The sequence below is a fragment of the Halomonas sp. Mc5H-6 genome (genome assembly GCF_024124705.1).
GTDB classification, from domain to species: Bacteria; Pseudomonadota; Gammaproteobacteria; order Pseudomonadales; family Halomonadaceae; genus Vreelandella; species Vreelandella subterranea.
Map to the genome: position 1 here is coordinate 94,789 of NZ_JAMXSI010000003.1, position 14,474 is coordinate 109,262.

Consider the following 14,474-nt stretch of genomic DNA (forward strand, 5'->3'; position numbering starts at 1 on the left):
TGCCCATGACGCGTAAACCCGCACTAGGACGTGGCTTGGATGCTCTGATTGGTGCTGGTGCACGTCGCCGCGATAGCCTTGAATTGGCGGCGGGTTCATCCTCACCGGCAGACAGCGCTGCTGCTGCGGATACGACCACCTCACCGGGTCAGGAACGCCTTGAACGTTTACCGCTCGGCCAGCTATCACGGGGTAAATATCAACCGCGCCGCGATATTCAGCCGGAAGCGCTTGAAGAGCTCGCCGACTCGATCCGTGCTCAAGGGGTCATGCAGCCCATCGTGGTCCGTCCGATTGGTGAAGACCGCTACGAGATTGTGGCCGGCGAACGCCGCTGGCGGGCGGCTCAGCTTGCCGAATTGGATGTTATCCCCGCGGTTATCCGGGAAGTCAGCGACGAAGTTGCCCTGGCGCTGGCACTGATTGAAAACATTCAGCGCGAGAACCTCAATGCCATTGAAGAAGCGCTGGCCTTGAAACGGTTAGGCGACGAGTTTGAAATGACCCAGCAGCAGATGGCCGATGCGGTAGGAAAATCGCGTACCCAGGTGGCCAATCTGTTACGTCTGCTGGCGCTGGATAATGAGGTACAGACGCTGCTCGAACGCGGTGATCTGGATATGGGGCATGCGCGCGCCCTGCTGACACTGAACAGCGCCCAGCAGCGCCAGGTTGCCCACGAAGTGGTCAACAATGACCTGACCGTTCGCGCCACGGAAGCCTTGGTCAAGAAAGTACAAAGCCAACCGGTAGCGCCCACACCAAGGCGCCAGGCAAAAACCTCCGACGTGGCGCGTCTTGAAACCCAGCTGGCGGAACTGCTCGGTGCCCCTGTGTCCATTGACCATGGTCAGAGAGGTAAAGGGAAAGTCACGATTCGCTATACCAGCCTGGAAGAGTTGGACGGTATTCTGGAACACATTAAATAGCCTGCTACTCGCTTAATGAATAGCAGGCTTATTAAAAACCTGCAAAAAAAGCTGATTTTTCACTCTTTGGTCGCATATCGGCGCTTGAAAGCGTGAAATACCCACAACTTCGGTTGAAGGTCTCATAGCCCTTCCCTATAATCGCGCAAGATTTGTGCAGGCTGCGCAAGGTTGTTCATTGCCTGTAGACATGGCTTTTGACATAGCTCGATAGGCTGGAATGGCATGCAGCGACTGGAAACGTTACGACGGCAGGCTTATGTCATCCGGTTGACGATTGCTCAATTGTTAGTCGCATTGGCTGGGGCGTTATTAGCGTGGGTCGTCGTCGATAGCGGCAGCGCAACATCGGTGGTGCTAGGGGCACTGGTAGCTTTTCTGCCCCAGGCATTTTTTGTTCATCGGATGGCGATCTTCCAGCAGCGCGCGCCTGCATCGCGCAATGCACTCAGGTTGTTTCGCGCCGAAGCAGGCAAGTTTGGTTTGACGGTGGCATTGTTTGCCATAGTACTGAGCACAGTACCTCCCTCAAACCCCGCTTTCTTTTTTAGTGCTTATGTCGCGGTTGTTCTAATGCATTGGCTAGCGCCCTGGCTGATGCCTAGAGAATTGCGCAACTGATCGAGGTGACAAGTCTATGGCCGCAGGAAACGAAGTCTCGCCGACTTACTATATCCAGCACCACTTGCAGAATCTGACCTTTGGTAAACATCCCGAGAACGGTTGGTCACTGGCAAGTTCTGCCGAAGAAGCACGTGAAATGGGCTTCTGGGCCGTTCACCTGGACACCATGGGCTGGTCGATCGCCATGGGGCTGTTATTCATCTGGCTTTTCCGTAAGGCCGGTAAAGTCGCCACGACCGGGGTGCCGGGTAAACTGCAAAACGCCGTTGAAATGGTCTTCGAGTTCGTCGAAAGCATGGTTCAGGGCGCTTTCCACGGCCGTAACCCGATTATCGCACCGCTTGCCTTGACGCTGTTCGTGTGGATTCTGCTGATGAACACGCTCAAGATCATACCGGTGGATTATTTCCCGGAGCTGTTCGCTCGCCTGGGCGTTGATTACATGAAAATCGTGCCGACCACCGACCCCAATGCCACCCTGGGCATGGCCTTGGGCGTATTCTGTCTGATTCTCTATTACAGCTTTAAGATGAAAGGCGTAGGCGGCTTTGCCAAGGAGCTGTCGCTGACACCGTTCAATCATTGGGCGCTGATTCCCTTCAACCTGCTTCTGGAAATCATTGCGTTGCTGGTCAAGCCGTTCAGCCTGGCCATGCGTCTATTCGGTAACATGTTTGCCGGGGAAGTGATCTTCATCCTGATTGCCATGCTGCCTTTCTGGGCCATCTGGCTGCTGGATGTGCCGTGGGCCATCTTCCATATCCTGATCGTTACCCTGCAGGCCTTCATCTTTACTGTGCTGTCCGTGGTATATCTGAGCTCAGCCCACGAACATCACTGACCGGAGCAATGCTTGCAATACGTTAACCTTTAACATCAACCCTCAACCTTGACCTTAACCTTGAGAAACTAGGAGCAATACCATGGAACTTATCTACGTTGCCGCTTCGATTATGATTGGCCTGGGTGCCCTGGGTACCGGCATCGGCTTTGCCATCCTGGGTGGCAAGCTGATCGAGTCGACTGCACGTCAGCCGGAAATGAGCGATCAGCTGCAAACCAAAACCTTCCTGATGGCGGGTCTGCTGGACGCGGTACCGATGATCGGTGTTGGTATCGCGATGTACCTGATCTTCGTTGTTGCCGGTTAATGACAGCTTAGCCGAGCGGCATTCCGCTCGGTTTTGTTTCACTCCGGTCGCCACGAACCTGTCAGAGGTACATTCCTGTGAATATCAACATGACGCTAATTGGGCAGACGATCGCATTCGCGATCTTTGTCTGGTTCTGCATAAAGTATGTGTGGCCACCGATCAGCAACGCGCTCCATGAGCGTCAGAAGAAGATTGCTGATGGCCTCGACGCAGCCAGCCGTGCTTCTCGCGATCTCGAAGTCGCCCAGGAGAAAGCCGAGCAAACCCTGCGTGAGAGCAAGGAACAGGCTTCTCAAATTCTCGAGCAGGCCAACAAGCGTTCTGCTCAGATCGTTGAAGAAGCCCGCGATCAGGCCCGCGCTGAAGGCGAGCGTCTGGTGGCAAGCGCACGTTCCGAGATTGAGCAAGAAGTGAACCGTGCTAAAGAGGATCTTCGTGCCCAAGTCTCTCACCTTGCCATTATCGGTGCTGAGCGCGTCTTGGAAGCGTCGGTCGACGAACAAGCCCATCGCAAGTTACTCGATGAGCTGGCTGCCGAACTGTAAGGAGGTGAATCATGGCGGAATTACTGACCGTCGCTCGTCCTTACGCTAAGGCGGCGTTTGAATACGCGCGTGATCATGAGGCGCTGGATAGCTGGTCAAAAGCGCTTGCCTCTTTGAGCCAAGCCGTCACGGACAGTGATGTGCGTCGTCTGCTGGGTAATCCGAAATTACTGGCCGAACAGAAAGCTGAGTTGCTGGCGGGCGTCTTGCCCGATCAAGGCGACGATGCTCAACGGCGGTTTCTGGACACTCTGGCAGATGAAGGTCGGCTCAACGCCCTGCCATCAATGGCTGATCAGTTCGAGCGCCTGCGCGCCGACCATGAACAGCGGGTTGATGTCGTGGTGTTATCGGCCTACAAGCTCGATAGCAAGCAGAAAACCAAGCTAAAGAACGCGCTCAAGAAACGTCTGAATCGCGAAATCTCCATTACCACTCAAGTGGATAAAACGCTGATCGGTGGCGTCATCCTGCGTGCCGGCGATACCGTCATTGACGGTTCGGTACGTGGACGATTGAACCGCCTTTCCGACGCGTTAACCGCTTGAGTCTGAGGGACATGGCATGCAGCAATTGAATCCTTCCGAGATCAGCGACATCATCAAGCAGCGAATCGAAAAGCTTGACGTCGCATCTGAAGCCCGTAATGAGGGCACCATCGTCAGCGTTTCCGACGGTATCGTGAAAGTTCACGGCCTCGAAGACGCGATGTTCGGTGAAATGATCGAATTCCCCAACAGCGTTTTCGGCATGGTACTCAACCTGGAGCGTGACTCCGTGGGTGCCGTTGTGCTGGGTGACTACCTGTTGCTTGAAGAGGGCATGACCGCCAAGTGTACCGGTCGTATCCTCGAAGTACCGGTAGGCCCCGAGCTGATCGGCCGCGTTGTCGATGCGTTGGGTAACCCTATCGACGGCAAAGGCGATGTCAATGCCAAGCTGACCGATGCAGTGGAAAAGGTCGCCCCGGGCGTCATCACCCGCCAGTCAGTCGATGAGCCGATTCAAACCGGCCTGAAGTCGATTGACTCCATGGTGCCGATCGGCCGTGGTCAGCGTGAGCTGATCATCGGTGACCGCCAGATTGGTAAATCCGCCATTGCCATTGATGCCATCATCAACCAGAAAGGCAAAGGCGTGACCTGTGTCTACGTCGCCATTGGTCAGAAGCAGTCGACCATTGCCAACGTGGTGCGCAAGCTCGAAGAGCACGGCGCAATGGAACACACCATCGTCGTCGCTGCTGGTGCTGCCGATCCGGCTCCCATGCAGTTCCTGGCGGCCTACTCTGGCTGCACCATGGGCGAATATTTCCGTGACCGCGGCGAAGACGCAATGATCGTCTATGACGATCTTTCCAAGCAGGCCGTGGCTTATCGTCAGGTATCGCTGTTGCTGCGCCGCCCGCCGGGTCGTGAAGCCTACCCGGGTGACGTTTTCTATCTCCACTCGCGTCTGCTGGAGCGGGCCGCTCGAGTGAACGTCGACTACGTCGAGAAGTTTACGGGCGGCGAAGTGAAAGGCAAGACCGGTTCCTTGACCGCGCTGCCGATCATCGAAACCCAGGGTGGCGACGTGTCTGCGTTCGTCCCGACCAACGTGATCTCGATCACCGACGGTCAGATCTTCCTGGAAACCAACCTGTTCAACTCCGGTATTCGTCCGGCGATTAACGCAGGTCTGTCGGTTTCCCGTGTAGGTGGTTCGGCACAGACCAAGATCATCAAGAAGCTCGGCGGTAGCGTGCGCCTTGCCCTGGCTCAGTATCGCGAACTGGCGGCATTCTCGCAGTTTGCGTCTGACCTGGACGAAGCCACTCGCAAGCAGCTCGAGCACGGTCAACGCGTCACCGAGCTGATGAAGCAACACCAGTACTCGCCGATGTCGGTAGCCGAGATGGCGCTTACGCTTTATGCCGCCAACGAAGGTCATCTGGATGATGTCGAAGTCAACAAAGTGCTGGACTTCGAGCGTGCTCTGCACGACTACATGAAGGCCGAGCACAGCGATTTGCTCGACAAGATCAACCAGACCGGCGACTACAACGAAGAGATTCAAAACGGCTTGAAGTCGGGTCTCGAGAAGTTCAAGGCGACTCAGAGCTGGTAATGTCTGGCCCGTCTGTATTGGGCGGGTTTGCATGCTTTCTGAGAGCCACGAACGAAAGGTAGGTCGCTATGGCAGCTGCAAAAGAGATACGCACCCAGATCGGGAGCATTAAAAATACGCAGAAGATCACCAGTGCCATGGAAATGGTCGCTGCGTCGAAAATGCGTAAAGCGCAAGAGCGGATGAAGGCCAGTCAGCCTTACGCCAGGCAGATTCGCAATGTGGTCAGCCACCTGGCCGACGCCAACCCTGAATACAGGCACGACTACATGGTCGAGCGTAAAGAGGTGAAGCGCGTTGGTTATATTGTGGTCTCCACCGACCGCGGTTTGTGTGGTGGTCTGAACCATAACCTGTTCAAGGCCGTGGTGAAGGATGCCAAGGCCTGGCATCAGGAAGGCGCTGGGCTGGACTTCTGCGCTCTTGGCGCGAAGGCCAGTGGCTTTTTTCGCAACTATGGTGGCAACCTGGTTGCCGCCAAGAGCGGGTTAGGCGAAGCGCCATCGGTCGAAGGTCTGATTGGCAGTATCAAGGTCATGCTCGACGCGTACGATGAAGGCAATATCGACCGCTTGTACGTGGTGCATAACGAGTTTATCAACACCATGACGCAACAGCCGGTGGTACGTCAGCTTCTTCCGTTGACGACTGATATTGGTGAAGACGCAGAGCAAGACGACGAAAACGCCCGTCCCGGAAGCTGGGACTACCTGTATGAGCCGGATGCCAAGGCGTTATTGGATAGCCTGCTGGTTCGTTTCATTGAATCGCAGGTGTATCAGGCGGTTGTGGAAAACGTGGCGTGCGAGCAAGCCGCCCGGATGATCGCCATGAAGAGTGCGACCGATAACGCGGGCAATCTGATTGACGATCTGGAAATGGTTTATAACAAGGCCCGTCAGGCCGCCATTACCCAGGAAATTTCCGAGATCGTCGGCGGCGCTGCCGCCGTATAACGCCTAGGGAGCCGATGCTTAGCGGCTCCCGGCAGACAGGTTTCATTTGCAGGTTTTTGAGAGGAACCAAGATGAGCGGACGTATCGTACAAATCATCGGCGCGGTGATTGACGTAGAGTTTCCGCGGGACTCTGTGCCCAAGGTCTACGACGCGCTGAAGGTCTCTGATGTAGAGACCATCCTCGAAGTCCAGCAGCAGCTGGGCGACGGCGTGGTGCGCACCATCGCCATGGGCTCCACTGAGGGCTTGAAGCGTGGCATGGACGTGGCCGACACAGGTGCTGCGATTTCGGTCCCCGTGGGTAAAGCCACGCTGGGCCGTATCATGAACGTGCTCGGCGAGCCGATTGATGAAGCAGGTGAAATCGGTGAAGACGAGCGCATGCCGATTCACCGCAAGGCACCCGGCTATGCCGACCAGGCAGCGTCTGAAGAGCTGCTGGAAACCGGGATCAAGGTTATCGACCTGGTCTGCCCGTTTGCCAAGGGTGGTAAGGTCGGCCTGTTCGGCGGTGCCGGTGTCGGTAAAACCGTCAACATGATGGAGCTTATCCGCAACATCGCCACCGAACACAGCGGCTACTCGGTATTCGCCGGTGTCGGTGAGCGTACGCGTGAGGGTAACGACTTCTATCACGAAATGACCGAATCCAACGTTATCGACAAGGTATCGCTGGTCTACGGTCAGATGAACGAGCCGCCGGGCAACCGTCTGCGCGTGGCGTTGACCGGCCTGACCATTGCGGAGAAATTCCGTGACGAAGGCCGCGACGTTCTGCTGTTCGTCGATAACATCTACCGCTATACCCTGGCGGGTACCGAAGTATCGGCCCTGCTGGGTCGTATGCCGTCAGCGGTGGGTTATCAGCCGACGCTGGCCGAAGAGATGGGCGTTCTGCAGGAACGTATCACCTCGACGAAGACGGGCTCGATCACCTCCGTACAGGCTGTTTATGTACCGGCGGATGACTTGACCGATCCGTCGCCGGCCACCACCTTCTCGCACCTGGATGCCACCGTGGTATTGGCGCGTTCGATTGCCGAGTTGGGTATCTACCCGGCCATCGACCCGCTTGACTCGACCTCGCGTCAGTTGGATCCGTTGGTCGTTGGCCAAGAACATTACGACACCGCACGCGGCGTTCAGGGTGTTCTGCAGCGTTACAAGGAACTCAAGGATATCATCGCGATCCTGGGTATGGATGAGCTGTCTGACGAGGACAAGCTGGCCGTCGCCCGCGCGCGTAAAATCCAGCGCTTCCTGTCGCAGCCCTTCTTCGTGGCCGAGGTATTCACCGGTGCACCGGGTAAATACGTGTCGCTGAAAGACACCATCCGTGGCTTCCAGGGCATCCTCGAAGGCGAGTACGATGACTTGCCGGAACAGGCCTTCTACATGGTTGGCTCCATCGACGAAGCAGTCGAGAAAGCCAACCAGATGAAGAAGTAATCCCGTCCATTAGGGGGATTCGCTATGGCGAATAGCTTCACTTGCAATATCGTCAGCGCTGAAGCGTCCATCTACTCGGGAACGGTCGAGATGGTGGTTGCTTCTGGCAGCACGGGCGATCTGGGGATTCTACCCGGTCACGCGCCGTTGCTGACGGAACTCAAGCCGGGGCCGGTACGGGTGATTCACGATGGTGGCGAAGAGGAACATTTCTTCGTGACCGGCGGCTTCATGGAAGTCCAGCCAGATATCGTGACCGTGTTGGCCGACGCTGCCTCGCGTGCCAGCGACCTCAATGAGGCGGCTGCTGAAGAAGCGCGTCAGCAAGCGCTGAAAGCCTTTAACGACAAGACATCCGAGCTCGACTATACGCGGGCTGCTGCGGAACTTGCCGAAGCCGTTGCCCAGTTGCGAACGATCCAGCAGCTGCGCAAAAAAGCGGGCAAAGGCTAAAACCGTCACGCTTGGCGTGAACCACAACGCCCCTTGAACCCGTGATTAGGGTTCAGGGGGCGTTTTTTTTGTCTGGTAGTATATAAAATAGAAATCGAATGGCAGCCAAAACGCAAGGATAAGGAATTGTCGCCACCTGGCCTTCGCAAGCGTAAAAGGAGAATGCCGTGTCGTTAAATGATGAAACGCTGCAAGCCATAAAAGCCGAGCTGCTCGACGAGCTTGGAAAGGACGCACCGAACACGGCACTGTTTGCTGAACGTCTGAGTGAGATCCGGTCGGCAGATATCGGTGAAATCCTCGAAGATCTGATCGAAGAGGATGACGCCTTGGCTGACGCGCTGGCGTTACTCGATGTCTTGTCCACCGAACGCGCCGCCAATGTCTTGGGTTATCTACCCGGCGAAAGCCAGCTGGAGGTCATCGGCAGTCTCCCGGATACTCATGCGCTCAAGCTGCTGGAAGAAATGGGTTCCGATGAACGGGCCGACTTGTTCAACCTGCTCGATGAAGACCGCCGTGAAGCCCTGCTGCGGCGCATGGCCCACAGGGAACGTGAAGACCTCAAGCGGTTGGCCAGCTACGAGGAGGGCACAGCCGGGGCCATCATGACCTCGGATTACGTCGCCATTGCCAGCGGCATGACGGTCTCTCAGGCCATGATGCGCGTGCGCCAGACCGCGCCTGACGCTGAAACGGTCTATCAGCTCTATGTACTCGACAGCGAAGGTCAGTTGATAGGTACCATGTCGTTGCGCCAGCTAATGGTGGCCCGCCCGGGCGCTTTGGTCGATGACATCATGATCAAGGATGTGATCAGCACACCAGTGGATAAAGAGCAGGAAGATGTTGCCAAGATTGTGGCGCGTTACGACCTGCTGGCCCTGCCGGTGATCGATGCTGATGGCCGGATGGTGGGAATCGTCACCCACGATGACGCCATGGACGTGGCCGAGTCGGAAGCGACAGAAGATATCCACAAGGGGATGTCGATCGGCCAGTTGGAGGATGGCGTTAGCCGGGTGCCTCTTTGGACGCTGTATCGCAAGCGGGTTTTCTGGCTGGTGTTGCTGGTATTTGCCAACCTGTTCTCCGGTGCCGGCATTGCCTATTTCGAGGACACCATTGCAGCACAGGTCGCGCTGGTGTTCTTTTTGCCGTTGCTAATCGGCAGCGGGGGTAATGCGGGCGCCCAGGCTGCTACCTTGATGGTTCGCGGGATGGCAACCGGTGATGTTGGCGTGAAGGACTGGGGAAAAATGCTTGGCCGTGAGCTGTTGGTGGCCGGTTCGCTGGGGATCACCATGGCGATTGCTGTGGCGCCAATCGGGGTGCTTCGCGGTGGTGAGGCGGTGGCGATGATTGTCGCACTCAGCATGGTGACCATCGTCATGTTTGGCAGCCTGATCGGCATGTGCCTGCCGTTCGTGCTGGAACGCTTTCGGGTTGACCCTGCCACGGCCTCGGCGCCGCTGGTCACCACCTTGATTGATGCCTCTGGGGTGCTGATTTACTTCAGTATTGCCACCGCTGTGCTCACCCCTTTGTCGTAGGGTGATAGCGCCGAGTTCAACGCATGGTATGACTGGCGGCGCGGGTAATAAACATCACTTCCACATGCCCGAGCCATTCGATATCGCTGGCCAGCGCTTTTAGCTGGCTGGCAAGGCACTGGGGCGGCTGGTGAACGGGGTCGCTTATAATCAGTGATACTGAGATTTTTTCGTTCAGGTAGTGAAGCTGTAGCTCGTTGAGCGTGCGCCACACCGGATGCTTGTACCAGCGCGCATCCAGAGCTGCCTCTACTTCCGGGCGCAGGGGCAGACCTGGAAAGCGGCTTGGGTCGCCTTCGCCAGCGTCGTCTTCAGGGTCGATGTGAAATATGACGTCGGTTAATGCAGGGAACTGGTGACGCAGGCGGCGGCTGACCTCATTGCCGATTTCATGGGCTTCCGAGACGGTGATCTTGGGGCCGACCACAACGTGTAAATCGACCATTACCCAGCCAGCGGATTGGCGGGTACGCAGGTCATGAACGCTGTCCACGCCGGGTACGCCGCAGGCGACGTCATGCATCTGCCGTTGGGCGTCCTCGGGCAGGGCGGTGTCGACCAGTTCGCGGGCCGACTCCCATAGCAGGTCCCAGCCGACTTTACCGACCAGCAAGCCGACGATGATGGCGGCAACGGCGTCCAGCCACCCCAAGCCAAACTGGGCACCGAGCAGGGCAATCAAGACGACGGCGGTGGAAAGGGCGTCGCTGCGTGAGTGCCAGGCGTTGGCTTCAAGCAGTTTGGAACCGACCCGTTTGGCGATTTGCATGGTGTAACGGTAGATCCACTCCTTACTGAGCAATGCAATCACCGTCACCACAATGGCGAACACGCCCGGCGCATTAATATCAGCGCCACTAAACAAACGATCCAGACTGGACCAGGCAATACCCCCCGCGACGAAAATCAACACACTTCCCAGCAGGAGCGTGGTAAGGGTTTCGATCCGGCCATGACCATAGTGGTGGTCTTGGTCCGGTTCCTGGCGGCCGTAATGAATGGCCGCCAGGACAAAACCATCGGTGACCAAATCAGATAATGAATGAATGCCGTCAGCAATCAACGCCGCGGAACCGACCATCAACCCGACGACGACCTTAACGATGCTCAGCAGCCCATCCAGCCAGGCACCGATATAGGTGACACGCTTTGCCTCGCGGCTTTGCAACTGAGTATCTTGAATAACCGATGAGTCGACGCGCTGAGTCATGAGGTACCTTGCAGGGACGCCCCTTGGCGAGTAGGTGCCCTATTGTAGCGCACTCACCGGCGTGCTCTATAGTCCCAAGCGGCTGGAGAATGCTAATGGCGGACAAGTTAGCTCAGGATGTGTATCCTTAAGCGCCAATAAGTACCCCCTCAACCGAGAGTAGATGAGGATAAGCAATGGATTGGCTTCAGGTCTTGGTATTAGCACTGGTGCAGGGGGTGTCCGAATTTTTGCCGGTGTCCAGTTCGGCTCATTTGATTCTGGTGCCTGTGCTCACCGAATGGCAAGATCAGGGATTGGCCTTCGATGTGGCGCTGCATTTGGGGAGCCTGTCAGCAGTCGTGGTCTATTTCCGTGCTGAGCTGTGGCAGATGATGTTGAGCTGCGTTGCCGCGTTGAAAGGTCACCACGTCGACCGCGACGCACGTCTGGCTGGTTGGGTGGTCATCGCTACGCTACCGGTATGCGCCGTGGGCTTTTTAATGCGCGATGCAATCTCGGAATATATGCGTTCGCCGCTGATTATCGGCGTCAGTTTGATCGTTTTTGGCCTTTGGCTTGGCTATGCCGACTGGCAAAAACGTGGAGCACGTAGCGAATATCAGTTGACGTTGAAAGATGCGCTGTGGATTGGCGGGGCTCAGGCACTGGCACTGATTCCTGGCACGTCGCGCTCAGGCGTTACCATGACCGCCGCGTTGATGCTGGGAATGAGCCGCGAAGGGGCGGCACGCTTTTCCTTTCTACTTTCCATTCCGGTCATTGTGTTAGCGGGTGGTTTAGAAACAATAGAACTCATTGGTCAACCGAACCCGGTCGATGGATCAGCAATGTTGGCCGGTACGCTGCTTTCCGGATTGAGCGCCTATCTCTGTATTCATGTTTTTCTGGTGTTGATCAAACGGTTGGGAATGCAGCCCTTTGTGTTATACCGCGTACTTTTGGGCGCTTGGCTGCTATGGTTTTTTCATGGTTAAGGCGGAGTAACAACGATGCGACAGGGTCGTCATTTGTGGCGCTATTGCAGCGTGATCGTGCTGCTATCGATAGCGTTGATAGGCTGTTCGGAAACCGATCGGCCTCTGGAATCGCCGGTTAAACTGGAAGGCAATATATTCGGTACCTTCTATCAGGTGACAATGGCCGATTCGCTCACCCAGGGACAAGTCAACGACATTGAAGCGGGTATCGAGCAGGAACTGGAAAGCGTCGATCAATCGATGTCGACCTACCGCGACGACGCCGAGTTGATGGCCTTCAATCGATCGCCATTAGGCGAGTGGCAGCCGTTGTCCGACGGACTCATCGACGTATTGGCGATTAGCCAGTCGATTGCCGAGTCAAGCGACGGTGCTTTCGACGTTACCATCGGCAACCTGGTCAATCTTTGGAGCTTTGGTCCTGAAGCTCGACCTGAAGAAGTTCCGTCAGATCAAGAGCTCAGAGAGCGGTTGGCGCAGGTGGGTTTTGACGCTATTGAGCTGGATACGCAGGCGCTCGAGGCGCGGCGTATCCGTGACGTGTTCGTTGACCTGTCGGCTATTGCTAAAGGCTACGCGACTGACCGCGTCGCCGCCTATCTGGATCAGCAAGGGGTCGAGAATTATCTGGTCAATCTGGGGGGAGAGTTGATTGCTCGCGGCGTTCGAGACCTGGATGAACAGACCGCGTGGCGCGTCGGCATTGAAGTGCCAGAGAACGGACAGCAGCGCGCCCAGCATGTACTGCCGCTTGATTCAATCTCGGTGGCGACATCAGGCGACTATCGGAATTACTTCGAGGTTGACGGCCAGCGCTATTCGCACACGATTGATCCACGTACCGGTCAGCCGATTACCCACGACCTGGCTTCGGTGTCGGTTTTTCACCCCTCCAACGCCTGGGCTGACGGCTGGGCGACAGCGCTGATGGTGGCGGGTAATGAGGACGGTATGGCGATGGCCCGCGACCAGAACCTGAATGTTCTGATGCTGATACGCGAGGGAGATCAATGGCGAAGCGTCGCAAGCCCTGCCTTTGCGCAGTACTTCGGGGATGAGCTCATTGAGTCGTTAGAGATAGAGGTTGCGTCTGCCCATGCGGACGACCGTAAAACCGCGACAGGTAATTAACATGCAAGAACTCGATATTGTCATTCTCGCCGCCGGTAAAGGCACGCGAATGCGTTCTCAGATTCCCAAGGTACTGCATACGCTTGCGGGTAAGCCGATGGTTCAGCACGTGCTGGATACGGCCGCCGGACTAGGTCCATCGCGCACGCATGTCGTGATCGGCCATGGCGCCGATCAGCTGCGCCAGGCACTGGTTGATTATCCCGTGACCTTTGCTGTTCAGGCCGAGCAAAAAGGCACTGGGCATGCGGTCGCCCAGGCGCTACCGCAGCTGGGCAGTGGTAAAGTACTGGTACTGTACGGTGATGTACCATTGATCCACCGTGATTCGCTTTCGGCATTACTGGCTCAGGTGGATGATCAGCACATGGGGCTTTTAACCGTCATGCTAGATGACCCCGCTGGCTATGGGCGTATCGTGCGCAATTCAGAAGGCGAAGCGGTGGCGATCGTCGAGCAGAAAGATGCCAGCCAGGAGCAACTCGCCATTACCGAGTGCAACACGGGCATGATGGCGATGACCAGCGAGCAATTGAAACGCTGGATGCCTCGGCTCTCGGCGGATAATGCTCAGGGAGAATATTACCTGACCGATGTGATTGCCATGGCCAAAAGCGACGGCGTTGCGGTTTGCACCGCCCAACCTTCTACCGCCATTGAGGTCGAAGGCGTCAATAACCGCGCCCAGATGGCACGCCTGGAACGTGCCTACCAGGCCCAGGCCGCCGATAAACTCATGGAACAGGGGGTAGCGTTGGCTGACCCGGCCCGTCTTGATGTGCGCGGCAGCCTCACTTGTGGCCATGACGTGTTTATTGATGTGGGCTGCGTGTTTGAAGGCGAGGTCGAATTAGGTGAGGGGGTGCGAATTGGTCCCTACTGCGTGATTAAAAACAGTACGATCGGGGCTGAGAGCCGCGTGGATTCGCATAGTATCATCGACCAAACGGTGGCAGCTGGACTTAACCAGATTGGGCCCTTTGCCCGACTGCGCCCGGGTACCCGGCTAGCGGTCAAGGCGAAAGTCGGTAACTTTGTCGAGACAAAAAATGCCGATGTTGGTGAAGGCAGTAAAATTAATCACTTGAGCTACGTGGGTGATGCGCGTCTGGGGCGTGGTGTCAATGTCGGCGCGGGTACGATTACCTGTAACTACGATGGGGCCAACAAACACCTTACCGAAATTGGCCATCATGCCTTCATTGGTTCCAACACGGCGCTGGTGGCACCGGTGAGCATTGGGGAAGGGGCCACGGTGGGGGCTGGCTCGACTATCGCCAAGGACGTCAGCGATAATGCGCTGGCCGTATCGCGGGGGCGGCAACTCGAGAAAAGCGACTGGAAGCGTCCGCTCAAGCATCACGACTGAAAAGGGGAAG

General features: G+C 56.6%; 15 protein-coding genes. 14 read left to right on the plus strand and 1 reads right to left on the minus strand.

Annotated features, from left to right (window positions below):
• Positions 1-5 precede the first annotated feature (5 nt).
• The 11 genes from NH395_RS06155 to mgtE all read left to right on the plus strand — a co-directional run bounded on the left by NH395_RS06155 (position 6) and on the right by mgtE (position 9,774).
• The gene (locus NH395_RS06155) at positions 6-929 is read left to right on the plus strand and encodes a ParB/RepB/Spo0J family partition protein (protein WP_253023221.1); all 924 of its coding nucleotides are present in this window, start codon (positions 6-8) and stop codon (positions 927-929) included.
• A gap of 225 nt (positions 930-1,154) precedes the next feature.
• On the plus strand, positions 1,155-1,550 hold the full coding sequence (locus NH395_RS06160) for an ATP synthase subunit I (RefSeq protein WP_253023223.1): 396 nt from the start codon (positions 1,155-1,157) through the stop codon (positions 1,548-1,550).
• Positions 1,551-1,566: 16 nt separating this feature from the next.
• A complete protein-coding gene (gene atpB, locus NH395_RS06165) occupies positions 1,567-2,394 on the plus strand; it encodes a F0F1 ATP synthase subunit A (protein WP_066315674.1) in 828 nt (275 codons plus the stop codon).
• Positions 2,395-2,476: 82 nt separating this feature from the next.
• Complete coding sequence (atpE, locus tag NH395_RS06170; RefSeq protein ID WP_027337319.1) at positions 2,477-2,704, plus strand: F0F1 ATP synthase subunit C; 228 nt, start codon at positions 2,477-2,479, stop codon at positions 2,702-2,704.
• A gap of 77 nt (positions 2,705-2,781) precedes the next feature.
• Positions 2,782-3,252, plus strand: coding sequence for a F0F1 ATP synthase subunit B (locus NH395_RS06175; RefSeq protein ID WP_066315677.1), 471 nt, complete (start codon positions 2,782-2,784; stop codon positions 3,250-3,252).
• An 11-nt stretch (positions 3,253-3,263) separates the two neighbouring features.
• Complete coding sequence (locus NH395_RS06180; RefSeq protein WP_253023225.1) at positions 3,264-3,800, plus strand: F0F1 ATP synthase subunit delta; 537 nt, start codon at positions 3,264-3,266, stop codon at positions 3,798-3,800.
• A 16-nt stretch (positions 3,801-3,816) separates the two neighbouring features.
• Positions 3,817-5,361, plus strand: coding sequence for a F0F1 ATP synthase subunit alpha (gene atpA, locus NH395_RS06185; RefSeq protein WP_253023227.1), 1,545 nt, complete (start codon positions 3,817-3,819; stop codon positions 5,359-5,361).
• Positions 5,362-5,429: 68 nt separating this feature from the next.
• Positions 5,430-6,317 (plus strand): F0F1 ATP synthase subunit gamma, encoded by an 888-nt coding sequence (gene atpG, locus NH395_RS06190; protein WP_253023229.1) that lies wholly within the window; start codon positions 5,430-5,432, stop codon positions 6,315-6,317.
• 71 nt (positions 6,318-6,388) lie between these two features.
• Positions 6,389-7,768, plus strand: coding sequence for a F0F1 ATP synthase subunit beta (gene atpD, locus NH395_RS06195; protein WP_066315690.1), 1,380 nt, complete (start codon positions 6,389-6,391; stop codon positions 7,766-7,768).
• A 24-nt stretch (positions 7,769-7,792) separates the two neighbouring features.
• On the plus strand, positions 7,793-8,221 hold the full coding sequence (locus NH395_RS06200; RefSeq protein ID WP_066315695.1) for a F0F1 ATP synthase subunit epsilon: 429 nt from the start codon (positions 7,793-7,795) through the stop codon (positions 8,219-8,221).
• Between the two features lie 167 nt (positions 8,222-8,388).
• Entirely contained in the window at positions 8,389-9,774 is a 1,386-nt protein-coding gene (gene mgtE / locus NH395_RS06205) for a magnesium transporter (protein ID WP_253023231.1), read from the plus strand.
• Positions 9,775-9,790: 16 nt separating this feature from the next.
• Here mgtE and NH395_RS06210 read toward each other — a convergent pair whose 3' ends face one another.
• A complete protein-coding gene (locus NH395_RS06210; protein ID WP_253023233.1) occupies positions 9,791-10,984 on the minus strand; it encodes a cation diffusion facilitator family transporter in 1,194 nt (397 codons plus the stop codon).
• A 176-nt stretch (positions 10,985-11,160) separates the two neighbouring features.
• Between NH395_RS06210 and NH395_RS06215 the strand changes: the two genes are divergently transcribed.
• Genes NH395_RS06215 through glmU form a run of 3 tightly spaced genes read left to right on the plus strand, consistent with a single transcriptional unit; the run spans position 11,161 to position 14,464 of the window.
• A complete protein-coding gene (locus NH395_RS06215; protein WP_253023235.1) occupies positions 11,161-11,961 on the plus strand; it encodes an undecaprenyl-diphosphate phosphatase in 801 nt (266 codons plus the stop codon).
• A 15-nt stretch (positions 11,962-11,976) separates the two neighbouring features.
• Positions 11,977-13,095 (plus strand): FAD:protein FMN transferase, encoded by a 1,119-nt coding sequence (locus NH395_RS06220; RefSeq protein ID WP_253023237.1) that lies wholly within the window; start codon positions 11,977-11,979, stop codon positions 13,093-13,095.
• A gap of 1 nt (position 13,096) precedes the next feature.
• Positions 13,097-14,464 carry a bifunctional UDP-N-acetylglucosamine diphosphorylase/glucosamine-1-phosphate N-acetyltransferase GlmU gene (gene glmU, locus NH395_RS06225; RefSeq protein WP_253023238.1) on the plus strand — a complete coding sequence of 456 codons (1,368 nt, stop codon included), beginning with the start codon at positions 13,097-13,099 and terminating at the stop codon, positions 14,462-14,464.
• Positions 14,465-14,474: the final 10 nt, after the last annotated feature.

Bases quoted from the DNA above. Each gene is read 5' to 3' on its own strand.
- NH395_RS06155 (WP_253023221.1), top strand. From the start codon at position 6: ATGACGCGTAAACCCGCACTAGGACGTGGCTTGGATGCTCTGATTGGT.
- NH395_RS06160 (WP_253023223.1), top strand. From the start codon at position 1,155: ATGCAGCGACTGGAAACGTTACGACGGCAGGCTTATGTCATCCGGTTG.
- atpB (WP_066315674.1), top strand. From the start codon at position 1,567: ATGGCCGCAGGAAACGAAGTCTCGCCGACTTACTATATCCAGCACCAC.
- atpE (WP_027337319.1), top strand. From the start codon at position 2,477: ATGGAACTTATCTACGTTGCCGCTTCGATTATGATTGGCCTGGGTGCC.
- NH395_RS06180 (WP_253023225.1), top strand. From the start codon at position 3,264: ATGGCGGAATTACTGACCGTCGCTCGTCCTTACGCTAAGGCGGCGTTT.
- atpA (WP_253023227.1), top strand. From the start codon at position 3,817: ATGCAGCAATTGAATCCTTCCGAGATCAGCGACATCATCAAGCAGCGA.
- atpG (WP_253023229.1), top strand. From the start codon at position 5,430: ATGGCAGCTGCAAAAGAGATACGCACCCAGATCGGGAGCATTAAAAAT.
- atpD (WP_066315690.1), top strand. From the start codon at position 6,389: ATGAGCGGACGTATCGTACAAATCATCGGCGCGGTGATTGACGTAGAG.
- NH395_RS06200 (WP_066315695.1), top strand. From the start codon at position 7,793: ATGGCGAATAGCTTCACTTGCAATATCGTCAGCGCTGAAGCGTCCATC.
- NH395_RS06210 (WP_253023233.1), bottom strand. From the start codon at position 10,984: ATGACTCAGCGCGTCGACTCATCGGTTATTCAAGATACTCAGTTGCAA.
- NH395_RS06215 (WP_253023235.1), top strand. From the start codon at position 11,161: ATGGATTGGCTTCAGGTCTTGGTATTAGCACTGGTGCAGGGGGTGTCC.
- NH395_RS06220 (WP_253023237.1), top strand. From the start codon at position 11,977: ATGCGACAGGGTCGTCATTTGTGGCGCTATTGCAGCGTGATCGTGCTG.
- glmU (WP_253023238.1), top strand. From the start codon at position 13,097: ATGCAAGAACTCGATATTGTCATTCTCGCCGCCGGTAAAGGCACGCGA.